Source organism: Atopobium sp. ICM42b, from assembly GCA_000564995.1.
Lineage (GTDB): Bacteria > Actinomycetota > Coriobacteriia > Coriobacteriales > Atopobiaceae > Lancefieldella.
Genome location: JDFH01000006.1, coordinates 71,714 through 96,391 on the forward strand (window position 1 = coordinate 71,714; position 24,678 = coordinate 96,391).

General features: G+C 47.7%; 23 protein-coding genes and 3 tRNA genes. All 26 read left to right on the top strand.

The genetic code is table 11. From position 1 onward, the window contains the following. The first annotated feature begins 4 nt into the window (after positions 1–4). The 26 genes from HMPREF1493_RS02195 (at position 5) to HMPREF1493_RS02320 (ending at position 24,667) form a co-directional block, all read left to right on the top strand. The gene (locus HMPREF1493_RS02195) at positions 5–1,369 is read left to right on the top strand and encodes a M50 family metallopeptidase (RefSeq protein ID WP_035427496.1); all 1,365 of its coding nucleotides are present in this window, start codon (positions 5–7) and stop codon (positions 1,367–1,369) included. A gap of 8 nt (positions 1,370–1,377) precedes the next feature. Then, the gene (gene ispG / locus HMPREF1493_RS02200; protein ID WP_035427499.1) at positions 1,378–2,451 is read left to right on the top strand and encodes a flavodoxin-dependent (E)-4-hydroxy-3-methylbut-2-enyl-diphosphate synthase; all 1,074 of its coding nucleotides are present in this window, start codon (positions 1,378–1,380) and stop codon (positions 2,449–2,451) included. Between the two features lie 52 nt (positions 2,452–2,503). Then, positions 2,504–4,207 (top strand): proline--tRNA ligase, encoded by a 1,704-nt coding sequence (locus HMPREF1493_RS02205; protein WP_035427716.1) that lies wholly within the window; start codon positions 2,504–2,506, stop codon positions 4,205–4,207. A gap of 74 nt (positions 4,208–4,281) precedes the next feature. Then, positions 4,282–4,357: transfer RNA gene (locus HMPREF1493_RS02210), tRNA-Ala, on the top strand. A 40-nt stretch (positions 4,358–4,397) separates the two neighbouring features. Then, positions 4,398–4,473 (top strand) — tRNA-Ile (locus tag HMPREF1493_RS02215). Positions 4,474–4,613: 140 nt separating this feature from the next. After that, positions 4,614–4,991, top strand: coding sequence for a hypothetical protein (locus tag HMPREF1493_RS02220; RefSeq protein ID WP_035427501.1), 378 nt, complete (start codon positions 4,614–4,616; stop codon positions 4,989–4,991). 81 nt (positions 4,992–5,072) lie between these two features. Continuing rightward, positions 5,073–5,480 (top strand): hypothetical protein, encoded by a 408-nt coding sequence (locus HMPREF1493_RS02225; protein WP_035427503.1) that lies wholly within the window; start codon positions 5,073–5,075, stop codon positions 5,478–5,480. A 31-nt stretch (positions 5,481–5,511) separates the two neighbouring features. Further along, positions 5,512–5,586, top strand: a tRNA-Val gene (locus HMPREF1493_RS02230). A 131-nt stretch (positions 5,587–5,717) separates the two neighbouring features. Beyond that, positions 5,718–6,110: a VOC family protein gene (locus HMPREF1493_RS02235; RefSeq protein WP_035427504.1), complete on the top strand. Its 393-nt coding sequence runs from the start codon at positions 5,718–5,720 to the stop codon at positions 6,108–6,110. Between the two features lie 242 nt (positions 6,111–6,352). After that, on the top strand, positions 6,353–7,777 hold the full coding sequence (locus HMPREF1493_RS02240) for a SpaA isopeptide-forming pilin-related protein (protein ID WP_035427507.1): 1,425 nt from the start codon (positions 6,353–6,355) through the stop codon (positions 7,775–7,777). Between the two features lie 254 nt (positions 7,778–8,031). Further along, complete coding sequence (locus HMPREF1493_RS02245) at positions 8,032–8,976, top strand: LPXTG cell wall anchor domain-containing protein (protein WP_035427510.1); 945 nt, start codon at positions 8,032–8,034, stop codon at positions 8,974–8,976. Between the two features lie 94 nt (positions 8,977–9,070). Further along, positions 9,071–11,089 carry an ABC-F family ATP-binding cassette domain-containing protein gene (locus HMPREF1493_RS02250; RefSeq protein WP_035427514.1) on the top strand — a complete coding sequence of 673 codons (2,019 nt, stop codon included), beginning with the start codon at positions 9,071–9,073 and terminating at the stop codon, positions 11,087–11,089. 128 nt (positions 11,090–11,217) lie between these two features. Beyond that, positions 11,218–11,898, top strand: a complete 681-nt coding sequence (locus tag HMPREF1493_RS02255; protein ID WP_035427516.1) for a site-2 protease family protein — start codon at positions 11,218–11,220, stop codon at positions 11,896–11,898. Further along, entirely contained in the window at positions 11,898–12,827 is a 930-nt protein-coding gene (locus tag HMPREF1493_RS02260) for a segregation and condensation protein A (RefSeq protein ID WP_035427518.1), read from the top strand. Before HMPREF1493_RS02255 ends, HMPREF1493_RS02260 begins: the two co-directional genes overlap by 1 nt. A gap of 3 nt (positions 12,828–12,830) precedes the next feature. Continuing rightward, the gene (gene scpB, locus HMPREF1493_RS02265; protein WP_035427519.1) at positions 12,831–13,505 is read left to right on the top strand and encodes an SMC-Scp complex subunit ScpB; all 675 of its coding nucleotides are present in this window, start codon (positions 12,831–12,833) and stop codon (positions 13,503–13,505) included. A 3-nt stretch (positions 13,506–13,508) separates the two neighbouring features. Then, positions 13,509–14,348 (top strand): pseudouridine synthase, encoded by an 840-nt coding sequence (locus HMPREF1493_RS02270; RefSeq protein WP_035427522.1) that lies wholly within the window; start codon positions 13,509–13,511, stop codon positions 14,346–14,348. Between the two features lie 64 nt (positions 14,349–14,412). After that, entirely contained in the window at positions 14,413–15,123 is a 711-nt protein-coding gene (locus HMPREF1493_RS02275) for a histidine phosphatase family protein (protein WP_035427524.1), read from the top strand. Beyond that, positions 15,123–16,667 (top strand): (d)CMP kinase, encoded by a 1,545-nt coding sequence (gene cmk, locus HMPREF1493_RS02280; protein ID WP_035427527.1) that lies wholly within the window; start codon positions 15,123–15,125, stop codon positions 16,665–16,667. Before HMPREF1493_RS02275 ends, cmk begins: the two co-directional genes overlap by 1 nt. Before the next feature lie 3 nt (positions 16,668–16,670). Continuing rightward, positions 16,671–17,525, top strand: coding sequence for a 4-hydroxy-3-methylbut-2-enyl diphosphate reductase (gene ispH, locus HMPREF1493_RS02285; RefSeq protein WP_035427530.1), 855 nt, complete (start codon positions 16,671–16,673; stop codon positions 17,523–17,525). A 1-nt stretch (position 17,526) separates the two neighbouring features. After that, on the top strand, positions 17,527–18,909 hold the full coding sequence (locus tag HMPREF1493_RS02290; protein ID WP_035427532.1) for a DUF512 domain-containing protein: 1,383 nt from the start codon (positions 17,527–17,529) through the stop codon (positions 18,907–18,909). 46 nt (positions 18,910–18,955) lie between these two features. Beyond that, positions 18,956–20,281, top strand: a complete 1,326-nt coding sequence (gene der / locus HMPREF1493_RS02295) for a ribosome biogenesis GTPase Der (RefSeq protein ID WP_035427534.1) — start codon at positions 18,956–18,958, stop codon at positions 20,279–20,281. Continuing rightward, on the top strand, positions 20,281–20,943 hold the full coding sequence (gene plsY, locus HMPREF1493_RS02300; RefSeq protein ID WP_035427536.1) for a glycerol-3-phosphate 1-O-acyltransferase PlsY: 663 nt from the start codon (positions 20,281–20,283) through the stop codon (positions 20,941–20,943). The genes der and plsY overlap by 1 nt, the downstream gene beginning before the upstream one ends. Positions 20,944–20,945: 2 nt before the next feature. Continuing rightward, positions 20,946–21,956: an NAD(P)H-dependent glycerol-3-phosphate dehydrogenase gene (locus HMPREF1493_RS02305; protein ID WP_035427538.1), complete on the top strand. Its 1,011-nt coding sequence runs from the start codon at positions 20,946–20,948 to the stop codon at positions 21,954–21,956. A gap of 9 nt (positions 21,957–21,965) precedes the next feature. Continuing rightward, complete coding sequence (gene rpe / locus HMPREF1493_RS02310; protein WP_035427541.1) at positions 21,966–22,640, top strand: ribulose-phosphate 3-epimerase; 675 nt, start codon at positions 21,966–21,968, stop codon at positions 22,638–22,640. Positions 22,641–22,701: 61 nt separating this feature from the next. Continuing rightward, entirely contained in the window at positions 22,702–23,850 is a 1,149-nt protein-coding gene (locus HMPREF1493_RS02315; RefSeq protein WP_035427544.1) for a cysteine desulfurase family protein, read from the top strand. A 97-nt stretch (positions 23,851–23,947) separates the two neighbouring features. Further along, positions 23,948–24,667: a zinc ribbon domain-containing protein gene (locus tag HMPREF1493_RS02320; RefSeq protein ID WP_035427547.1), complete on the top strand. Its 720-nt coding sequence runs from the start codon at positions 23,948–23,950 to the stop codon at positions 24,665–24,667. Positions 24,668–24,678 lie beyond the last annotated feature (11 nt).

Sequence of the window (24,678 nt, forward strand, 5' to 3'; positions counted from 1 at the left end):
TTTTGTGAATTTGTTAGCTATTCTTTCACCAATTTTTTGGGGACTCTTGGTCCTCTCGCTCCTTGTATTTGTTCACGAGGCTGGTCATTACGGTATGGCTCGCCTCTGTGGCGTCCGTGTTACTGAGTTCTTTTTGGGCATGCCGTTCAAGTATAAGCTTTCTCATAAGAGCAAAAAATACGGTACCGAGGTTGGTGTAACGCCACTTCTTTTTGGTGGCTATACGCGCATCTGCGGTATGGAAGGCGAGCTAGATGAGCTGCTTCCACAAGCTCTGATGAGTGTTCAAGAGGCGGGTTCACTTGAGGTTGGTGTTCTTGCAGCAAAACTTAACTGTGAGGATGAGCGCGCCTACAATCTGCTGTACACCCTTGCAGATTGGGGATCCATTGAGCTTGTCAAAGAGTCAGATGAGCTAGCGCGCACCACGTTTCAGACGCTCGCGAGAGATGCTGAGCTTCGCTGTGAGTATGATCGCGGTCACAACTTTGAGCTTGAAGGCTCTACAGCAGCAGGGGAGCCTCGTGTTCCACAGATGTCCGCAGATGATTTCTTTGCTCAGGAAAAGGCTCATACGTATGTTGGTGTAAATGTTCCCAAACGCTTGCTTATGATCTTGGGCGGACCTTTAGTCAATATTGCGCTGGCCTTTGTGCTTGTTGTGGGCTCTTTGATGTTTGTTGGCATTCCTGCTGCTCAAAATAAGGCTCAGCTTGGATCCGTTGAATCTGGCTCTCTTGCTGCTATTTCTGGCCTTACTGCCGGAGACACTATTCTTACCTTTAACAAGGTAGAGGTACATACCTGGGAAGACCTTACTGCTGCTATCAAAGATGCAATGTCCAATGGGGGCAAGGATATCCCTGTCACGTATGAGCGCAATGGCATTCAACTTGAAACTACCATTAAGCCAGTTTTGCGTCCTGACGATAAAATCATCGGCGTGACACCTGTCATGACCACCTATCACTTCTCATTTATTGACGCATCAGCTGCAGCTGTATCGTATGCCGCACAGGTTGGTCAGTTTGCACTCAGACTGCTCATCCCAACGCAGACCATGGAAGTTCTCAATCAGTCATCTTCTGTTGTAGGCATTTCTGTAATGGCATCAGAAGCTGCTGCAGAGGGTTTCTCGACTCTTATTATGCTGGTAGCAGCTATTTCCATGTCACTTGGATTCATGAATCTTTTACCTATTCCACCTCTTGACGGAGGAAAGATTCTGATTGAGGTAATTCAGGTGATTATTAGAAAGCCTCTGTCTATCAAGGTTCAAAACATTTTGTCTTACATTGGACTGGCGTTTTTCCTGTTTGTCTTTGTTGTTGCACTGAGAAACGATATTCTTCATTTACTTTTTAGGTAGCTGATTTTATGTCTGAGATTGCTCGCACAAAAACTCATCCCGTCATGGTTGGATCTGTCCAGGTTGGCGGCGGCGCTCCCGTTTCCGTTCAGTCTATGTGCACCACTAAAACAGATGATCCAGACGCAACGCTCCTTCAGATCAAGGGGCTTGCCGAGGCAGGGTGCGAGATTATCCGTGTGGCAATTCCAGACGCAAAGGCCCTTGACGGCTTTGAAGAGATTTGCAAATACTCGCCACTTCCTGTTGTTGCCGATATTCACTTTGACTATAAGCTGGCGCTTGAAGCTGCAAAGCGAGGTGCGGCAGCGCTCCGTATTAATCCAGGAAACATTGGTTCTATGGAGCGTGTTGACGCCGTCATTGAGGCAGCTAAAGAGGCACATATTCCAATTAGAATTGGCGTTAACGCAGGCTCTCTTGCTAAAGAATTTGATACAAGACAAGATATGACCCTTGTCGAGAAACTCGTGGCATCGTCAAAGTCTTTTGTAGAGCATTTTTCTTCTCGCGGTTTTGACAACATTGTTTTGTCTGCAAAAGCTCACGATGTTCCTACTACGCTTGCGGTATATCGAGCGCTTTCCAAGGAGCTTCCACAGATTCCTCTGCATGTAGGCGTTACAGAAGCCGGTGCGTTAAGGCAGGGAACGGTAAAGAATTCTGCTGCGGTGGGCATTTTGCTTGAGAGCGGTATTGGCGATACCATGCGCCTTTCTCTAACGGCCGATCCCGTAGAAGAAGTCCACGTAGCATGGGAGCTTCTTGCTGCCCTTGGTATGCGTCGCATTAAGCCGGAGCTGGTGAGCTGCCCTACCTGCGGCAGGTGTGGCGTTGACATGATTCCTATTGCAGAAGAAGTTACCAAACGCCTGGATGGCGTTCGTGCTCCAATTTCTGTAGCTGTCATGGGATGTGTTGTTAACGGTCCTGGTGAGGCTAGGGGCGTTGACCTTGGTGTAGCCTGTGGCAAAGGTCAGGCAGTGTTGTTTGAAAACGGCAATCCTATTAGAAAAGTGCCTGAAGATAAAATTGTTGATGAGCTATTCGCCGAAATTGAGAATCGTTTTGGCAAAAAATAAGTAAACTATACGTATTACTTCATATTGAAAGGAAACTACCTTGAAGCACTGGATGCGCATGTCTTCTTTGTATGCACCAACACTCAAAGAAGACCCAGCTGAGGCTGTACTTGCAAGTCACCGCCTGCTCCTTCGTGCTGGCATGATCAGAAAGACCGCTGCGGGTCTTTACTCTTATCTGCCACTTGCATGGCGCTCTCTTTTAAAGATTGAGGCCATCATTCGCGATGAGATGGATGGTATTGGTGCTCAGGAGATTCTTGTTCCTATTATGACTCCAGCTGAGCTCTGGGAAGAGTCTGGTCGTTGGGATGTCTATGGTGATGAGCTCATGCGTATGCATGACCGTCATGATCGTCAGTTTGCTCTTGGTCCAACTCACGAAGAGACCTTTACAGACCTTATTAGAAACGAGCTTAAGAGCTATAAGCAGCTTCCTGTAACGCTCTATCAGATTCAGGATAAGTTCCGTGACGAGCGTCGTCCACGCTTTGGTCTTATGCGTGGCCGTGAGTTCATTATGAAAGACGGATATTCCTTCTCGGCAAATCAAGAGTCGCTGCAAGAGTGCTATGACCAGGAGAAGGTTGCTTACCAGAACGTTTGTGACCGTACGCGTCTTAAGGCTCTGCAGGTAGTTGCAGACTCTGGTCAGATTGGTGGAGACACCTCTGTTGAGTTTATGGCGCTGGCAGAGGCTGGCGAGGCAAGCCTGGTTTACTGCGATTGCGGCTATGCTGCAGATACTGAGGCAGCTGCAGCAAAGATCAACGTAGAAGAGCGTGAGTCTGGCAAGATGTGTGAGATTCACACTCCTGGTATTGGCTCCATTGATGATGTTGCTGAGTTCCTTCACGTTTCACCTGCAGCAACTCGTAAGGCTCTAGCTCTTGTTGACGGAAACGGTAAGCCAGTTGTGTGCTTCGTTCCAGGTACTCATGAGCTCAATGAGGTTAAAGCTGAGCACGTCTTTGGTGACTATCACATGATGACCGATGAAGAGCTTGAGGAGTATGGTCTCATCAAGGGCTTCATCGGACCTGTTGGTCTACCTGAGGGCATTCGCGTTGTTGGAGATCTCTCTCTTGAGGATACTCAGTGGTGGCTCTGTGGCGCTAACAAGGCAGACTATCACCTTGATCACGTTGAGCTTGGTCGTGACTTTGAGATTAACGAGTGGAAAGACCTTGTCACTTCTCAGGAGGGCGATATTTGTCCTGAGTGTGGTCTTCCTCTGCATGCTGCTCGCGGTATTGAGGTTGGCCAGGTCTTCCAGCTTGGCACCAAGTACTCTTCGGCTCTTAACGCCACCTTCACCGACGAAAACGGCGAGGATAAGCCTCTGGTTATGGGCTGCTACGGCATTGGTGTTTCCAGGCTGCTTGCTGCTGTTGTTGAGCAATACAATGACGAGAAGGGCATCAAGTGGCCAGTCTCTGTTGCTCCTTATGAGGTTTCTGTTCTTTGTCTCTCTGACAAAGACCCAGAGATTTGGGATGCTGCAGGTTCTGTAGCTGACGCCTGTGTTGCAGCTGGTCTTGAGACTGTTGTTGATGACCGTGCAGAGCGTCCTGGCGTTAAGTTTGCAGACGCAGATCTTATTGGCTTCCCATGGCAGGTTATTGTGGGCAAGAAGGGCGTTGCTAACGGTATCGCAGAAGTCAAAGAGCGTGCTACCGGCGAGCGCTTTGAGGTTGCCCTTGATGAGGTTGCCTCTTGGTTGGCAGAGAAGATTCTTCCAGAGCGCGAGCTTTAAAATATACAACCAATTAGAAAATTGTCGAGAAAAACAGAGCTTTGGTTTGCTATAGTATTTCCCGCACCACGTTCGGGGAATTAGCTCAGCTGGGAGAGCGCATGACTGGCAGTCATGAGGTCAGGGGTTCGATCCCCCTATTCTCCACCACGCATTCTGGCGGCGGCATCAGTCGCCGCTTTTTTCTTACGGGCTCATGGCGCAACGGTTAGCGCAGGGGACTCATAATCCCTGGGTTGGGGGTTCAAATCCCTCTGGGCCCACCAAATACACATGTGGCGAGAAACCCTTTGGTTTTCTCGCCATTTCTTTTACCGAAACACTCTACCGTTTAATGATTCGATTACTTAATTTATATAAAAGACGGGTACAATAGCCAAAGTGATATTTGATAGATAGGGGATATATGACTCCTGAGACTCGCAAAATGAAGCTCTTTAGTCTGGCGCTTTTGATTGGCGGACTTTTAGGTCTTGTTAATGTTGCGGTTCTTGTAATTGGTGCTGGTCCATCAATTGATTCCGCTCTTCTTTTGCTTGCAAGTATGATCTCGCTTCTAACTGGTGGTTATGCAGCTAGAGAGGCTAATGTACCTAATAGAGCTGTTGCTGCCTATCCAATGATTTTTGGATCATGCGTTGTATTAGCTGCTATTGTTGTTGGACAGTTGGTGCTTAAACCATCTGTTACCTTGCAGTTTATTGAGCTGTTTGCACTTTTGGCAATGGCCAGCGCTATTGCCCGAGGATCTCATAAAGTTAAAAAGTCTCTTGAGGCCAAGTAAATTATTTTGTTGACGTCGTTTTATTGTTCTAGCTCCTCTTGTGTACGTTTTTCCTTGTGAACTGACTTGTTGGGGGTTTGTATGGATCGTGGAACTAAGTTGATGATGGCGCTTTCCTCTATGCTTGGAGCACTTGGCGTTGCTGGAATTGTCATCTTTGCCTTCTCAGTTGGCTATGGTCGTTTCTCTTCAAGCATGATTGTGCTTCTGCTGTGTAGCTTAATGGCAGTTTATTGCTGCTACATTCTGCAGAAATGCATTAGTCTGGCTAAAGACTTTGAGAAAACCCACGGCATTGTGCGTCTTGTTGCTGGTATTGAGCTCATTCTCTTTACCATTGAATGGGTTTTTGTATCGCAGCTTTCATCTCAGCCTATGGTAATTACGCCAATGATTCTTCAGCTTATCTTCCTGGGAATTATTCTTGTTCAGATGAATAAAGCTGTGTCTACGTATTCACCTTCAAAAAAGTCAAAAGCTAGAAATTAGCGTCATTGTTTGTTATTATTGCAAGTCGTTCGGGCGATTGGCTCAGGGGTAGAGCACTTCCTTCACACGGAAGGGGTCGCTGGTTCAAATCCAGCATCGCCCACCATAGAAATTTAAAGGCCTAGGTAACTGGGCCTTTTTTGTTAGTACTTAGTTACAGTAATGACTAATATTTATTGCCAAGCACACATATTAGAGCTTCCCTTATATACTTGAGCTCTAGGAAAGGGGAGATGTATGACAGATTCAACTAACAATTCCAGCACTCTTAATCCAGTCGAGCAGTTTGATATGTATGTTGCTCACGTTGGCATTAACGCAAGCAATGCGGACGAGGCAGAAAAGATTGCCAACCTGTTTACCGCTCTTATGGGACTTCCAACTATTGAGCAGCCACCCTCATTTTTTGCAGGGACCCTGGTAGAGGTCATGAAACAAAATGGCCGAGGCACAAAGGGTCATATTGGCTTCCATGTTAACAATATTCCTGCTGCCGAGAAGTACTTTGCAGGTCGTGGCTTTGAAATCGATGAGTCATCTAGAAGGCTTAATTCAGATGGCAGTACGTTTTTGGTCTATTTCAAAGACGAGATTGCTGGCTTTGCTATTCATCTCACCATGGATAAATAAGCCAACTTCATTAAATTGATTTACGATTATTTGGCGAGAAGATCTTTCAAGTAGAAGAGCCTTCTCGCTTTTTTGTGTGTGGATGGATAGGGAATAGCTATTTATAGGTGATTCTTATTGTTGATGATATGAAAATTTAATAAATTGCAATTTAGAATGCAGTTTATATTCATTTTAATGATATTTTCTTTTATCATTTGATTTAGATATTTGTAATCCTTTATGGATTTGGAAGGTTTGAAGTGAAAAAGTTCAAGTATGTAGTAGCGTCGATTTTAGTTGCACTATGCTGCGTAATTGTCATTGGAGTTCCAAAGTTTGCGCTTGCAGAAGCAGCAGTTCAAAATCAGCTCACGGTTAATGTTACTGATGACTATTATGGTAAACCTGTTGATGGCGTAACAATTACCGTGACTAATACAGTTACCGGTACCAACGCTGCAACTATGATTACTAACCAAAACGGTAGAGCTCAGACTAGCCTTGCTAACGGAAGTTATAAGGTTGAGCAGACAACGTTTAAAGCTGGATATGTTATTGATCACACAGCTAAAAACGTGACTTTCTCCGCTCCTGCTGGTAGTAATGGCGATCCTCAGACCATTAACTTTGAAAATGTCCATATTATGGGCCAGCTTTATGTTGGTGCCGAGAAGAAGATATCAGGTAGTATTTGGGATTCAAATGCTATTACTGATATTCAATTTGACATTGAAGATGAATTTGGAAATAGAATTGCCTCAAATGTTCCAGGTGGACAAAGCGTCACCGTACCAGTAACAGGAAGCTATACGCTTATTCCAAAAAATTATCCCACTCGTTATGCATATAATACCGATGCTGTAATGGTTGATTCGGTCTTTGCATGTTCTCCAACCAGCAATAATGGCATGGTTCCTCTACATGCTGTAACGTTCCCTTATGATTCAGATACTCGTCTCTTCGAGCAAACAACTCGCGCAACAATTAAACTCCCAACTAGAATTGGTAATATTGTTGTAAGAGTTGTTGACCAGTACGGGAATCCTATTGCTGGCGCAACTTTAAAGGCAACTCCTGCTTATGAAATAACTCCTGGAATTCCATCACCAGCATGTCCTCCTTCTATGGGTGGATTTAATACACCTGATCCAGCCTATTTAACTGGTTCTAGCGCTCCTCGTGCTATGACTCAGGACCCGTCAGCTCCCGGTGTCCCTTATACTCAGACAGGTGAGTTGAATAGGGATTCTGATGACAATTATCTGCTCACAACTGGGCCTGATGGCACCGTAATTATTCCGGATTATCTTGTTGAGAGAGAATCTACTATTACTCAGCTGACCACTCTTGATGGCTACACTATCGATGACCCTAATCCTCAGGTTGGTGAGATTACTGGCTCTAACGAAACAACCACGGTTACTTTTGTAAATCGTAGGCCAGAGCCACCTGCTCCAGAGCCACAGCCAGAACCTCAGCCAGAGCCACAGCCTGAGCCAACTCCAGAGCCTACTCCTGAGCCTCAACCACAGACTCCGGAAAAGCGTAAGACTCCAAAGAAAAAGAAGGCTGTACTTCCAGACACTTCTGACATTTCTAGTGTCTCTTCTTTAATTGTTGGAATTATAGGTACATTAAGCTCTCTTGCTGGTGTCTCAATGTATCTGAGCAAGAAACGTTTCTAAGACTACAGGATTTATTGAATCTACTTCAAAATTTGCTTATGTCTATCAAGTGAACAACCTGTGCATTTAGTAATTTGAAAATGTATGGGGAGTTCACTTGATTTTTATAAGGTGAGTACAGATTTCCTCAGTTTTGCCAGTTAAAAATTTGAAATAATTGTGTTTAGTTTTGGATATTATCTTTAATTCAATGTCTAATTCCCTTACTATAGATAGAAGTATTTACTTGGATGATTCGGTTTTAAGGAATTGAATTGAAACGATATAAAAACATTGTTCTTGCTGTTTTAGTTGCGTTGACGCTCGTTGTGTCAGTCATCGCTCCAAGAATTGCTTTTGCGGACTCCAATGAGATTAGTGCTCTTGCTGTTGATAAATACACACGTGAACCAATTGAGGGTGTACATGTTGTAATTTATCAAGGTGGTTCTACTATCGTGGCCGAGGGAGAAACAGGAGCTGATGGTTACTTTAGGCCTTATCTTCCTCTTCCTGACGGCGCTTATAGAGTTGAACAAACCACTTATAAAGATGGCTATGTTCATCAGGTCGACTCTGTTTCTTACTTTTTTAGGGACGCTACATATGGTTTAGGTGATGTGGTCGTTGCTGAACTGGAGAACCAGCCAATTTTAGGCAATATTATTGTTAAAGTCGTTGACACAGATGGCAATCCTATTGCCGGTGCAACTCTTAAGGCTACTGCCGCAAACGTTGCTGGACCTCGTATCCCAACGCCTCCATTTACTCAGACCGGTATTCTCACCATGGAGGCTGACGGAAGCTACTCTCTTACAACTGGTGCAGATGGCTCTGTTGTAATTCCTAACCTTATGGGTAACACTTCCACTACCATCACACAGCTCACCACTATTGATGGTTACCAGATTGATACTACGGTTCGTGTTGGTCAGATCACTGGTACAAATACTACTGCCACAGTAACTTTTGTTGATCCTCGTATTCCTGCTCCAACGCCTGCACCAGATCCAACACCTGCTCCAGAGCCACAGCCTGAGCCAACTCCAGCACCAGAGCCTCAGCCACAACCAGAGGCTCCAAAGGCTAAGAAGGTTAAGAAGTCCGTTCTTCCAAATACCGGTGATAATGCGCTTACGCTACCTTTGATTATTGGCGTTGCTGGTGCAACTGTTGTTGTTGCTGGTGCTGCTCTTTTCCTTCATAAGAAGCGTCAATAAATCTTCATAAGCCTGGTTTCATTTACATAATTCACCACGTAAATCAAGTGAATGACTTATACTTATCCAGTTCAGATATGTATGAGGAGTTCACTTGATTGCTCTTGCGGATAAGATTTCTAAGTCATTTGGCGGCAGAGTCCTTTATTCAAACGCAACACTTCAGCTCAATGCAGGTGAGCGTTGGGCGTTAGTTGGTCCTAATGGTGCGGGTAAGACTACGCTTCTAAAGATCATCATGGGCCTAGAGTCTGCTGATGAGGGAACTGTTACCTTTGCAAAAGACGCTACTCTTGGATATCTTGAGCAAGAAACAGAGCTCATGGGAGACAGAACTGCCCTCAACGAGGTTATCGAATCCGCTCATGAGATTAAACAGTGGGAGAGAAAGGTCAACGACCTTTCAATCAAAATTGCCGAAACTCCTGAAGGTGCAACGCTCAATAAGTATCTTGAAGACTACGCTCATGCTATGGAGCGCTTCGAGCGTCTTGGTGGCTATGAACTAGAGAGTAGAGCTCGCCAGATTCTTGCAGGTCTTGGATTTCCAGTAGAAGATTTTGACAAGCCAGCTAAAGAGTTTTCGGGCGGCTGGCAGATGCGTATCTCTTTGTCAAAGCTGCTTCTGCGACGTCCTGATGTTCTTCTTCTGGACGAGCCTACTAACCACTTGGACTTGGAATCTGTTCAGTGGCTTGAGAGGTTCTTATCGTCATATGACGGCACGGTTTTGCTGGTAAGCCATGACCGTTCATTTATGGACGCATGTGTAACGCACGTGGCGGCGCTTGAGAATCGTATGCTTGTCACGTATGCCGGCAATTATTCAGGTTATCTGCATCAGCGAGAAGAAAATCTTGAGCAGCTCCGTGCTAAACGCGCAGCTCAAGAGCGCGACATTGCTCATATGGAAACCTTCATTGAGCGATTTAGGTATAAGCCTACCAAGGCAAAACAGGTTCAAGAGCGCGTAGCAAAGGTCGAGAAGATCCGTGAAGAGCTGGTAGTTCTTCCGGAGCAATCTCATCACATGCATTTTAGGTTCCCAGAACCTCCTCGTACCGGAGATACTGTCATCTCTCTTGAGGGCGTGGCCAAATCGTACGAGGATAACTTTGTCTACGATAACGTTGACCTTAAGCTGTATCGCGGAGATCACGTTGCGCTTGTTGGCCCTAACGGCGCTGGTAAATCTACTCTTATGAAGCTTATTGCTGGTAAGCTTAAGCCAGATGCGGGACAGATTAGCCTTGGTCAAAACGTCACTGAAGCTTACTATGCACAGCACCAGCTTGAAGAGTTGAACCCTGCAAATACGGTACTTGCAGAGCTTGATACCGTTGCTGCGGGCTGGACTACTTCTGAAGAGCGTAGATTGCTTGGAGCCTTCCTTTTCCATGGCGATGACGTTGAGAAACGCGTAAATGTGCTATCTGGTGGCGAGCGCGCTCGTCTGGCACTTGCTAAGATGCTGGTTTCTCCAGATCCGCTGTTACTTCTAGACGAGCCAACTAACCACTTAGACATTGATTCTGTTGACGTTCTAGAGAAGGCGCTTGTTGACTTCCCAGGAACTATCATCTTGATCAGTCACGATGAGCACCTGGTCAGAGCTGTAGCTAACAAGGTTGTGGACGTTCGCGACCACAAGGTTACGGTCTATGACGGTAACTACGATTACTTCCTCTTTAAGCTGGCAGAGCTTCAAGCAGCAGCGCAGGGGGAGACGTCGAGCAAGACGATGTCCTCGTATGGAACTTCGGGTGCAAGAGCGGTTAAGAGTTCTGGCCCAGAGGTAGGTCAAGCTGCAGGTTCTTCTCGCAATGTGAAGACTAAGGAGCAGAGAAGAGCTGAGGCCGAGGAGCGCAACCGTAGAAGTCGTGCGCTGAGGGAGACCAAGAAGCGCTTGGATGAGGTTGAGGCTGCACTTACTCCTGCGCATAAACGATACGATGAGCTCATGACGCTTATGGCCGACGAGGCGCTCTATAATGATCCTCAAAAGTTTGATGAGTGTATGGCTGAATACCAGGCACTCTCCAAAAAAATTCCCGCTCTTGAGGCTGAATGGTTGGAGCTTTCAGAAAAGATGGAAGCTGACATTGACGAGTAGGTAGTTTTGCCAATCTTGGGTAAAATTGTCTTGTACCTACTGTCTTGTAACTAACGTTATGTTCTTGAGAGTCTTTGTTTGTACGTGCCTGTCTGTGTGTCTTTGCAGATGTTGAGATAAGGATTGTTGTGCCAACTGCTTTAACATCAGTTCCATCGCTTTTGACAACGCTCGCTGAATTTGCACTGGTAATCTTTGCCATTGTGGTTCACGAGGTTGCGCATGGCTTTGTTGCATACAAGTGCGGAGACCCTACCGCTAAAATGTCTGGCCGTTTGACGCTCAATCCACTGGCACACATCGACTTGTTCGGTACGATTCTTTTGCCGTTTATGTTGGTATTGATGGGTGGTCCTAGCTTTGGTTACGCAAAGCCCGTTCCCTATAACCCCAACTACCTCAAAGATCGTCGTCGTGACGAGATTCTTGTAGCACTCGCAGGTCCAGCGTCTAACATTTTGCAGGCGTTTCTCGGCGCACTCTTGTTGCGTTTGCTCAACGCATTAGCAGTTGCATTTGGTGCGGCACTAAATCCGCTGGTAATGTACTACGTTTCTTCGCTGGTAATCTTCTACATTCAGATTAACGTAAGCCTGGCAGTCTTTAACATGCTGCCTATTCCGCCTTTGGACGGATCTAAGCTGCTGCTCTATTTTCTTGGCGAGAAAAACCGTCAAAAGTTCTATGCCATCGAGCCCTATTGCATGATTGCTGTGGTGGGACTCATGTTCTTTGCACCGGGCTTTTTCTCGTCCATTATCGGGGGCATTTCTAACGTCATTTTGAGTCTACTTGCGAGAATCATCTAATGTCGTACAAAGTAAACACTGCAACATATTCGGGCCCATTTGACCTGCTGCTTCAGTTGGTAAGTAGACAAAAAGTAGCCATTGGATCCATTTCTATCTCTGAGGTTGCTGATCAATACCTGGCAGAAGTTGACGCCATGGAGGAGCTTGATCTGGACGTTGCCAGTGACTTTGTCCTTGTTGCGTCAACGCTTTTGGACATGAAGGCTCATGCCTTGGTGCCTCAAGATGTTTCGCTCAAAAGCTCATACGATGAAGATGAGTATGATGACGAGCTTGACGGACTTTCTCCTGATGAGGCGCGAGAAGTTCTTATTGCTCGCCTTATTGCCTATAAGCAGTTCAGAAATGCAGGTGCCGCACTAGGTGGTCGTATGGAGGCGGAATCATACATGTTCCCACGCTCAGTGGGCCCAGATCCTGATTTCTTGAACCTCATGCCAGACTATCTTGAGGGCATTACCCTCAGAAGCCTTGCTGTCATTTGTGCGGACATTGACTCAAAACGTGAGACATTCTTGCTTGAAGCAGAACATGTGGCGCCAAAAAGGCTCCCAGTAGCTCTGACGGTAGCTTCTGTAGACCGACTCACGCGCTCTAAGGGCAAAGTGACGTTCTCTGAGCTCTTAGACGGACAAGATACGCCAGAAATTGTGGTTGCAAACTTTTTGGCAGTGCTTGAGCTCTTTAAGCGCGGCCTTGTTCGTGTTCAGCAGGATGTCATCTTTGGCGAGATTGAGATTGAGCACATAGAGGGCGCAGATTCATACCAGCTTGATGAGTCAGTTCTTTTGGAACTAGAAGAACTATCTGGTGATGAGCCAGACCTTGAAGGATTTAACTTGTCTCAAAATGCGCTCCAAGACGTCCAGCAGACGCTTTTATCGCTAACCCATACGCCCGATGAAGCACAGAAAGAGGCGGAATAGCTTATGGCAGAAGAGCTTACCTATTTAGATTCTGAGTCACTCAAAGGTGCACTAGAATCACTGCTTTTGGTTGCAACAGATGCAATCACCACGGCTGACTTTTCTAAGGTCACCAATGCAGCTCCTGCCGAAGTTGCCCAAGCCCTTAAAGAGCTTGCAGAGGAGTACACGCGCTGCAACAGGGGATTTCAGCTCAGAGAGGTAGCCGGCGGTTGGCGTCTCTTTACGCACCCAGCTCACCATCAGCTGGTCAGCGATTTTGTGCTCTCCTGGGATACGCGTCGCCTTTCTCAGGCAGCGCTTGAGACGCTGGCGGTTATTGCTTATCACCAGCCCGTTACTCGTGAAGGCGTCCGTGCTATTCGTGGTGTTAACTCTGATGGTGTCATCTCTTCACTTCGCGAGAAAAACCTTGTGCGAGAAGTGGGCAAAGAGGCAGATAGGGGACAAGCCATTCTCTATGGCACAACAGCCCTTTTCTTAGAGCGCTTTGGCCTCAAGTCTTTGCGAGAGTTGCCGCCGCTGGAAGACTTTGCCCCTGATGAGGAGTCCAAGCAGTTTATTCGCGAGAGACTTTCTGGCAGAAGCTTCACTTCAACGCTTGAAGAAGCCGCAGAAGACATTGACGATGAACGTTCCCTTTTGGGAGACAGTTACGATACGCAAGAGGATGCATAGGCCGTGGCAGAAGAGCGTATTGTCCCCATGCGCCTGCAGCGCTTTTTGGCGCGCGCAGGAGTGGCTAGCCGCCGAGGCTCTGAGCGCCTGATGACCTCTGGTCGCGTCACGGTAAACGGCCAGGTAGTCACCGAGCTTGGCAGTAAGGTCGATCCGCTGGTAGATGTTGTAGCAGTTGACGGTATTGTCTGCTCAATTGCCGAGAAACCCGTCTACTTGATGCTCAACAAACCTGCAGGTTATCTGACTACTATGAAAGACCCTCAGGGTAGACCAACCATTGTGGACATGGTTCCCACTGACAAATACCCGGGACTTTTCCCTGTTGGACGTCTTGATATGGATACCACGGGTCTTTTGTTCTTTACTACCGATGGTCAGATGGCACAAGAGCTTTTGCATCCCTCAAAGCATGTATGGAAGCACTATGTTGCTCATGTAGTAGGTACACCTACAGAAGAGCAGCTAAATCGCCTGCGAGAAGGTATTGAGCTTGAAGACGGCCCTGCAGCTCCTGCTGAGGTTGAGATTGTATCCAACGATGCCAAGCTGAAGGCACTTCTCGCCCCACAGGGTTTAGGAAAAACCAGTGGAGGAGAGCCAAACTCCCTGGTCAGCGTAACTATTAGAGAAGGCAGAAAGCACCAGGTCAAAAAGATGCTTCTGGCAATCCATCACCGAGTACTTGCACTCCACAGAGATACGTTTGGGCCGCTCCACCTTACAGGCGTTAAAGAAGGACAGTGGAGACTTCTTACAGAAGAGGAAGTTGCCGCTCTGGAGCGCACTATTGGTAGAGAGCCTGGTGCTTCTCCCATCATGCCTTTACATACCAGCAAATAACTACTAGTCGCACAATTACTAAGTGCACGTCAAACAGCTCAAACACGCCCAGAGAGGAGACATAATGCAGCCATTTGAAGTTCCAGCTCAGGTTCATCGCATTTTGTTTATGCGCCATCCAGAAAGCGTGGCTAATACTCAACGTTTTTTCAGTGGCAGAAGAGACGTTAAGCTTACCGAGCATGGCATTGAACAGCGAGAGCATGCTGTTCGTGCGCTTGTTGCATTTCATCCAGATAGAATTTGGACCTCTCCTTTATCTCGCTGCAAAGACATGGCCCAGATGGCTGCCACCGAGCTTGGTATTCCTTGTGAGGTAAAAGATGACCTTGCAGAGATGGATTTTGGCATTTTGGAGAGCAAGCGTTTTGCTGGTGCAGAAGAGATTTTAAAGCCCTATGGCCTTACGTTTCCTTGGGCCTCAGACAAAAACGGCCACTCCATACCAGCTCCAGAAGCAGAGTCATACGAGCAGGTAAGAAGCAGATGTCGCACTATTCTTAACGAGCTTTCCAGTCTTTCTGGACGCACTGTGTGTATTTCTCATGGCGGTTATTTGCGCTCTATGATGGCAGAGATTTTTGGCATCCCAGGTAGTTCAAGCTGGAATGTGCATCTTGCAAATGTCTCTTCAATCTTCTTTACTAGTACAGGCAGTTCTGATTTCAAGCTTGGTGGATTTAACCTTGATCCAGAAGAGGTTATTCGTCGTTCCACTGAGCCAAGTTTTTACGATTTTCGTGACATTTGGGGTGTCACCGAGGGGGATAAGTAATGATTGTTGCTATTGACGGCCCAGCAGGCTCCGGAAAGTCTACGGTTGCTCGCGCACTTTCTGATCGCCTGGATCTGATCTTTCTAGATACGGGCGCAATGTATCGCTCGGTAACCGTAGAATGCCTGCGTCAGGGCATTGATATGACTGATACCGAGAAAATCATTCAGGTTGCACGCAGCATTAGCATCTCGTTTGGTAACTCTGCAAACGGCCAGACCGTCTACGCAAACGGCTCAAACGTTACAACAGAGATTCGTACTCCCGAGGTAGATAGAAACGTTAGCGCTGTTGCAGCCATCCCTGAGGTCCGTGAGGCTATGGTCACACTTCAGCGTCGCGCGGGCGAGAATGGCGATGTAGTTGCTGAAGGTCGTGACATTGGCACCGTGGTATTTCCCGAAGCTGATGTAAAGGTTTTCTTGACCGCAGACCCTGCTGCTCGTGCTCACCGCCGAGCCGTTCAGCGCCAGGGTGGAGACGCAGCCACCGGAAACGATGCCCAGGTAGACGCCAAGAATGAGGAGAAGATCCTCGAAGACATCAAGGCTCGCGATAAGGCTGATTCTGAGCGTAAGGCAGCACCACTTCGTGCTGCAGAAGACGCTCATCACATTGACTCTTCTGCGCTTTCTGTTGAAGAGGTTATTGCAGCTATTATTGCCCTGCATCCTGGACTCGGCAAAAGAGATGCCCGCAACCACAGGGCTTCTCACCAGGGAAATGGATCAGAGAGCAGCTCTTCTGATGACGGGAAGTCTCACACGGAAGAGCCTAAGCGCTCCGAGAAAAAGTCTTCTATAGCAGCGGCATCTAAGCGTTTGCGTCCTTTTGGCGGAAACTCATTTGACGATTATTACGATACCGCGCTTGCTGATTTTCCAGCTCCAGCTAAGTTTTTTAAGTGGCTGGCAGTAAGTGTGCTTGGACTGATTACAAAAATCTGGTTTAGATGGCGCTGGGACAATGACCAGCTCTTTGTTGGCGATAAGACCCCTCGCGTTCTTATCATGAACCATCCAACGTTTTTGGACCCCATTGTTACTGTTGTTCACCTCCTTGTTCACGGTATCCCCGTGAGAACCATCTACAAGAGTGAGTTCAACAAATTCAAACCGCTTCAGTGGGCGCTTTCTAGACTGGGCGGTATCCCAGTAGATCGCGGAACTGCCGATATGAAGGCAATTCGTCGCGCAACCACGGCTCTTTCTAGAGGAGAAATGCTTCTCATTTATCCTGAGGGTACCAGAGTCAGAAGCAATACTGAACGTGGAGAAACCCACGGCGGTTTTGCTCTTATCGCACAGCTTGCCAAGGTAGATGTTCAGCCACTAGCTATTATTGGTGCGCTTGATATTAAGAAAAAAGGTTCTCCTCTGGTTAAGCCTGTAAAGGTGTATCTTCGCGCTGGTCAGAAGGTTTCTTTTAGTGATCTGACTTCTACGAAGCGTAAAGATCAGGCAAAAGAGATGGAAGAAGTGGCCATGGAGAGGGTATACGAGCTAAGAGATGCAATGCTCAAAGAGCATCCCGGAAGGAATTAGTTCGTGCCTACTATTAAAATTGCCGATGAAGCAGGCGCTTGTTACGGTGTAGAAAGAGCTCTTCAGATGGTCCAACAAGCCGTCAAAGATGCTCATGCGCCCGTGCGCACGCTTGGTCCGCTTATCCATAACCCTCGCGTTGTTACGTCCCTTAAAGACCAGGGCGTAGAGGTGGTTGATTCCGCTTCTGAAGCTGCAGGAAGTGCGCTTCTGCTGCGCACTCATGGCGTAACTCCTCAAGAGGAGCAGATTGCCAAGGACGGCTGTGTTGACGTGTTAGACGCAACCTGCCCGTTTGTAAAAAAGGCTCACGGAGCTGCAGAACTTCTCGCCAAGCAGGGCTATGCCGTATACGTGGTGGGAGAGTCCGGACATCCTGAGGTAGAAGCAACTCTGGCTCATGTACCAGGTTCTTTGGCTATTGACTCAGTAGAAGAAGTAGCCGCTCAGGCAGACGCTATGAGAGCTGCAAAGAAGGTTGGTCTAGTGGTACAGACCACCATGAGCGCCGCTAAGCTCTCTGAGGTAGTTAACGCGGTGCTTCCGCTTGTTGACGAGCTTCGCGTCATGAATACCATCTGCGAGGCCACTGCAGGCCACCAGGACTCGTGCATGAGGCTTGCAAAAGAGTCTGACATCATGATTATTATTGGCGGCAGGATCTCTGCAAATACCACTCGCTTAGCAGAGATTTCCAAGCTGTATTGCCCCGCAACCTATCACATTGAAGGCGCTGATGAGCTTCAGGCTTCCTGGTTTGAGGGAGCAGAGCATATTGGTATTACCGCCGGCGCTTCTACACCGGAAGCTCATATCAATGCAGTTAAATCAGCTATTGAACAAATCGTAGGCGTCTAACATGGAACAGCGCGCAGACTACGGAAATACAAAATCTGGTGGACTTGGTGCGCTTATTGAGTCCGTTGAAGAGGGTAGTCCCGCGTGGAAGGCTGGCCTTGAGCCCGGCATGATTATCGAGAAGGTCAATGGCGTGGTGCCAAAAGATCTGATTGATTGGCGCTGGGAAGCCGACGGCTCTCTCTGTGAGCTTGAAGTTTCTATTCCCGGCGATGATGAGCTCTATGAGTGTGTGCTTGAGCGCGAGTCCGGAGAAGACTGGGGCGTTGACTTTGTTGACGTGCTCTTTGACGGTATCAAGACGTGCGTAAACGCGTGCCAGTTCTGCTTTATGGCTATGCTGCCAGAAGACATGCGCCCCTCGCTTTCCATTAGAGACGACGATTATCGCCTGAGCTTCTTGCAAGGTAATTTTGTTACGCTCACTAACCTCACCGATGAGGACGTTGAACGCATCATCTCTCACAAGCTTGAGCCTATGAACGTCTCGCTGCATGCAATCTCGCCTGACGTTCGTCGGAATCTTATTGGTGCTCGCGCAGCCAGGGGTATTGAAGTGCTTGAGAAACTCATGGACGCGGGCATAGAAATTCATGGCCAGATTGTTTTGTGCCCTAATATCAATGACGGTGAAGAGCTTGATAAAACGCTTGATTGGGTAGAGGCTCACCAGCAGATTACCTCGTTGGCCATTGTTCCCCTTGGCTATACCAAAGACTCCAAACGCTTTACGCATTCGTATTCTGATGACGTAGAGCTATCCCGCTCTGTAGTCAAAATTGTTGAACCATACCAGGAGCGTGCACGAGCTTCTTTGGGCATTACTCGATTCCAGCTTTCTGACGAGTTCTACGTAGACGCCCAGCTACCTATTCCGCCAGCGTACACCTACGACGGCTATCCGCAGTTCTATGATGGCATTGGCATGCTCAGAAGCTTCCTCGATGAAGCTGAAGAGGTGTGTCATGCTATGCGTGCAGGCCTTGATGAGGCAGATACCTATCTTTCTGCCCGCTCTCGCAAGATTTTGCTGATTGTAGGAGAAGCTGCTCAGCAAACCATCCAGACCTTCTGCGACGACTGGTCAGCTGACGGCAACGTTTCTACTTTTGCCGTGCGCAACGACTTCTTTGGTGGAGACGTTAACGTCACAGGACTTATCTGCGCCGTTGATCTTCTCGCCCAGGTACCTGAAGACCTCACAGATGTTCTGGTGGTGCTTCCTGAGGTCATGTTTAACTTTGATAAGGTGACCCTTGATGGCATGTCACTAGCCGATTTAACTGCGCAGCTAGAGGCTCGCGGAGCAAAAGTCATCATGTCAATTCCTGGTCCCACAAACATTGCCAAGTCGTGCATTAAAGCGCTCAAAGAGTGGGATTAGCCACGTATTGCTGGTATTATTAAACTAACTGAATGAAAGGTGAGACATGGCTAAGCCCATTGTTGCTATTGTTGGACGCCCAAATGTTGGCAAGTCCACGCTGGTAAATAGAATTGCCGAGAAACGCGATGCAATCGTGCACGAGTCAAGGGGAGTAACCCGAGACCGCTCATATCACGATGCTGACTGGAATGGTCGTGAGTTTAAGCTCATTGATACCGGCGGTATTGAGTCAATTAAATCGCAGGATCGCTTTGCTCCACACATTCGTGAGCAGGCACTTCTTGCGTGTGAAGAGGCAGACGTTATTGTCTTTGTGGTAGACGGCTCTACCGGCGTTACCGATGAAGACGAAGAGGTTGCACGCATTGTTCGCAAGAGCGCCAAGCCCGTGTTCTTGGTTGTCAACAAGAAAGATAATCCTGCAACAGAGCAGGATGGTCTTTGGGACTTCTATGCACTTGGTTGTGGAGAGCCTCTGCCTCTGTCTGCCTCTCATGGTCACGGTACTGGTGACTTGTTGGATGATATTGTCAACGCATTCCCCGAGGCTGATGAAGAACCAGAGGATGATGGCATCCTTAACCTTGCAATTATTGGTCGTCCAAACGTTGGTAAGTCTTCACTGGCAAACCGCCTAGCTAACAAGAAACGCTCCATTGTTTCTGACGTTGCGGGCACTACGCGCGATGCTATTGACACCATGATTGAATGGAAGGGAACTCCCATTCGTCTTGTTGATACTGCAGGTATTCGCAAGAAGAGCCAGGTACATGAAGACGTTGAGTACTACAGTCTGGTTAGAGGTCTGCAGGCAATGGACCGCGCAGACGTCTGTCTTCTTGTGGTTGACGCCTCTGTTGGCGTAACCGAGCAGGACCAAAAGCTTGCTAACATGGCTGTTGAGCGCGGATGTGCTCTGGTACTCCTGCTTAACAAGTGGGACCTTATTGACTCTGAGGCAAAGCGCGATGAGGTAGCAGTCTCTGTAGCAAAGCGCCTAGCCTTTGCGCCATGGATTGCTTCCATCAACGTTTCTGCACTTACCGGACGCGCTATTGATAAGGTGCTTGCCGCCGCTCTTTCGGCTGCAGAATCCCGCGCACTTCAGCTCAAGACTTCCGAGCTCAACGAGCTTCTCGCTCAGATCAGAGAGGGCGGACACACGGTTTCTGACCGCGGCCGCCGTCTTAAGATTCAGTACGCCACTCAGACGGGCTCCAAGCCTCCTGTTATCTCGTTCTGGTGCAACGCTCCAGACCTTGTTGACGATAACTACGAGCGCTTTATTGAGAACAGACTTCGCGAGAAGTTCCCTCTGGTTGGCACACCTATTCGTTTGAAGTTCCGTAAGAAGGTTGAGTCTAACTAATGTCTGGCATTGTTGTTGCTCTGATTTTTGGACTAATTGCATTTGGCCTTGGTGGCGTTCCATTTGGCCTGATTATTGCAAGTGTTATGGCTCATGAAGATATTCGCAAACTTGGATCAGGAAACATTGGCACCACCAATGTTGCAAGAAATGCTGGTAAAGCTGCAGGTATTCTTACGCTTCTTTGCGATGCAGGTAAGGGCATTGTCAGTGTCATGCTTGTTCGTTGGTTCTTGGGAGCCCAGGGATTTACTCCTCTAGTCTCGGGAAATGATCACGCAGAGGCTGAGTTCATCATTTCTTTTGTGTATGCCTGCTGCGTTCTTGGTCATATCTTCTCGCCATGGCTTCACTTCCACGGCGGCAAAGGAATTGCTGTTGGATTTGGTGGTGGCCTTGCGGTAAATCCGCTTGCAGCACTCGTAGCTCTTGCGGTGTTTATTACGCTTGCCGTACCAACTAAGTACGTATCACTTGGCTCCATTGGTGCAGCGGTTGCCATTCCGCTTTTCTGCCTTTTATTTGGTATGGACCCCGTGGCAACTATTCCGGTATTTGTTGTGGCAGCTGCAGTAATTTGGGCACATCGCGAGAATATCAATCGTCTTAATGCTGGTAGTGAGTCTAAATTCTCTTTCGGCGATAAGAAAAAGGACAAGTAATCATGAAAAAAGTTGCTGTTATTGGTTCGGGATCGTGGGGTACCGCACTTTCAACACTACTTGCTTCTACCTGTGATGAGGTAATTATCTGGTCTAGAGAGGCCGATGTCACCGAATCCATCAATAAAGAGCACGTCAACTGCAGACATCTTTCTGATTCCGAGCTACCACTTAATATTGTGTCTACCACTAGTGAAGCTGAGGCTCTCACCGGTGTAGATGCTGTTGTTATGGCTGCTCCTTCTGCGTTTTTACGCTCTGTTTGTGCTGCTTGCGCACCATATCTTGACCCTGAGGTTGATGTTTTGATCCTCTCCAAGGGTATGGAGGCTGGTTCTCACAAGCTTATGCATGAGGTAGCTGCTGACGAGCTAGGAAATCCTGCCAGAATTGCCGTGCTTTCTGGTCCAAACCATGCAGAAGAGGTTATTAAACAGGGAATCTCTGCTGCAGTTGTAGCGTCTGAAGATGCCGAGGTTGCTAAGCGCTTCCAGACACTGCTTTCTCGTCCGTACTTCAGAACCTACATTAGCTCTGACGTGCGTGGCGTTGAGGCGTGTGCTGCCGCTAAAAACGTTGTAGCTATTGCCTGTGGTATTGCTGTTGGCCTTGGTAATGGCGATAACGCCCTTGCGGCCCTAATGACCCGCGGCTTGGCAGAACTTGGTCGCGTAGTGTGCGCTATCGGCGGAGACCCACTCACCTGTATGGGTCTTGCTGGTATGGGTGACTTGGTGGCTACCTGCACCTCCGAGCATTCAAGAAATCGAACGTTTGGAGAAGCCCTGGTTAAGGGCAAGACGCTTCAGTCATACCAGGAAGAAACCGGTATGGTTGTTGAAGGCGCTCAGGCTGTCATTGGTCTTTATGAGCTTGGTCAGCAGATGGACGTTGAGATGCCTATCACTTCAGCTGTTCATGCTGTGCTTTACGAAGGCGCTACGCCAGAAGACATTACTTCTCGCCTTACCAACCGTCTGCCTAATGAAGAATTTTATGGAATGACTCGATAGGAGAGTTTAATGAATAACGTCCTAGTAGCTCCATCAGTCCTGTCCGCGGATTTTTCCAAGCTTAAGAGTGAGCTTGATTCAATTGCAAATGCTGACTACATCCATTACGACGTGATGGACGGTCACTTTGTTCCTAATATCTCTTTTGGTCCAGATATTTTCTCTTACTGCAAAAAGTCTTCTGAGCTGCCCATTGATGTCCATCTGATGGTTACCAATCCAGCTGAGATTGCACCTCTGTTCCTGGACCGCGGCGCTGACGTTGTTACCTTCCACTACGAGGCTGAGGTTCACGCTCATCGTCTTGTCCATCTTATTAAGGACTCTGGTGCTAAGGCTGGCATTTCTCTTTGCCCTGGTACTCCTGTAAGCGTTCTTGAGGATCTTATTGAAGACCTTGACCTGGTACTTATCATGACGGTTAACCCTGGTTTTGGTGGACAGAAGTTTATTCCTCACTCAATTGAGAAGCTCAAGGCACTCAAAGAGCTCTGCCGTAAGCACAACGTTAACCCTCTGATTGAGGTTGATGGTGGTATTAGTGCAGCTAACGCAGCTGATGTTGTAGCTGCTGGTGCTGATATGCTTGTTGCAGGTAGCGCTGTGTTTGGCCAGGAAGACCGCGGTGCAACTATTGAGGCTATCCGCAACGCTGGCGAGTCTGCTCTTACCGTTCAGGGCTAAACGCGATAGCTCAAGCATTATCTTCGCCAGATCACCAAGATTGAATCTACAGAAACACGTTATGGATTACGTTTACTTAGACTATGCAGCTTCAGCACCAATACGCCCAGAGGCGCTAGATGCCGAGAAAACCTATGAGGCTTCACCCATTGCTGGAGTGAACCCAAACTCTTTGCACTCGCTTGGACGTCAAGCAGCGCGAGAGCTTGATGGTGCTCGTGGTGTTATTGCACGTGCGGTAGGCGGCAAATTTAGAGCTCCTGACGTGGTCTTTTGCTCCGGCGGTACCGAGGGCAATAACCTCTCAGTTCTTGGTATGGCAGAAGGTATTCGTAACAAGGATCACAAGCGCAACACGGTGGTTTTCTCGGCAATTGAACATGATTCTGTTTTGGATCTTGCGCCTGTTCTTCGCGAGAAGGGCTTTGAGGTAAGAATTGCTCAGCCTAACCGTCAGGGAAAGATTGAGGCTTCTACACTTGAGGGTCTTTTGGACCAGTCGGTAGCTCTTGTTTCTGTTATGTATGCCAACAATGAAACGGGCGTTATTCAACCAGTTGTAGACCTTGCACACGCTGCTCATAAGGTGGGAGCGCTTTTCCACACTGACGCCGTTCAGGCGTTTGGTCGTATCCCTCTTGAGGTAGCAGGCGTAGATGCTCTTACTGTTGCTGCCCATAAAATTGGTGGACCTCTGGGTATTGCCGCAGTGCTTATGCGTTCCAAGGTTCCCTTTAAGGCTCAAAGTTACGGCGGGGGACAAGAGTCTGGTAGACGTCATGGCACTCAGGATGTTCGAAGCGCAGTTGCGTTTGCCGCGGCTGCTCAGTGGTGCCAGGATAACCTTACTCAAACGCAAGAGAGCGTTTCTGCGCGCGCTAATAAGGTGTACGAGACTCTTTGTGCTTCTCCTAAGATTAAGCCGACTACAGAGGCTTATGCTGGCAAAGACCATATGCCTGGTACGGTCAGCATTATGGTTCCCTCAATGGATTCTGAGACGCTTATCTTAAAGCTTGATCAAGCGGGATTTGAAGTCTCAGCTGGCTCTGCGTGTTCTTCAGGCTCTCTTGACGCAAGTCATGTTCTCTCGGCTATGGGAATTTCTAGAAACGAGGCTCTGGGCAGCCTCCGCATTACTTTTGACGAGCGCGTTTCTGAAGCTGATCTTGATGCCTTCTGTGCAACCTTGCTGCAGATTGTTGGATAAATTTTTCACATACTAATCTCTGCATTAGTTATGTTCTGCGTCCGATACGTCCTTATTTACGGTAGACTAGATGAGTAACCGTATATGAGGAGGCCCTATGAGTGAGTCTGTAAATCTGATGCAGCTCCAGGATATTGATTTGCAGCTGCTAAAACTCGCATCCAACTTGGCCTCAATGCCCCAGGTTCAAAAAATTAAAAACGCCCAACTTGCAGAGAAAAAGATTGCTTCTCAGCTTAAGCAGGTACTTGGCGTTAAAAAAGACGTAGAAATTGATATTTCTGACCTCAATGAGCAGCGTGCCCACTATGTTCAAAAGACAGAAGAGGTCTCTGCTACTGTAGAAACCGCTACTAATCATCGTGCTCTTAGAGACTTTGACCAGCAGCTTTCTTCTTTGGCAAAGAATATCGAGAAGTGCGATTTTAAGCTTGCAGCAAAAGCAGAAGAGCTTGAGAAGTGCAAGAAGGCTTATCAGACAGCTCAAGACTTGCAGGTAAAGCTTATGAAAGAGCGTGAGGGCCTTTCTCAGTCCCTTGAGATTGATTCTGCGGCTCTTCGCGCAGAGATTGTTGAGCTCTCTAAATCTCGAGAAGAGCTTGCAGCTCAGATTTCTTCTGACACGCTTGAGCGCTATGAAGCTGCACGTAAACGTTTTAAGGGCCTGGCAGTTGAGCACCTTGTAGGAAACGTTCCAAGTGTCTGTCGCGTTAAACTGCAGCCAAGTTCATTCCACGATCTTCAGCACAGCTCCGAGATTGCTGAGTGCCCTTATTGCCACAGGATGCTTATTACATCTACAGCGTTTGAAGAATAAAGGAATTTATC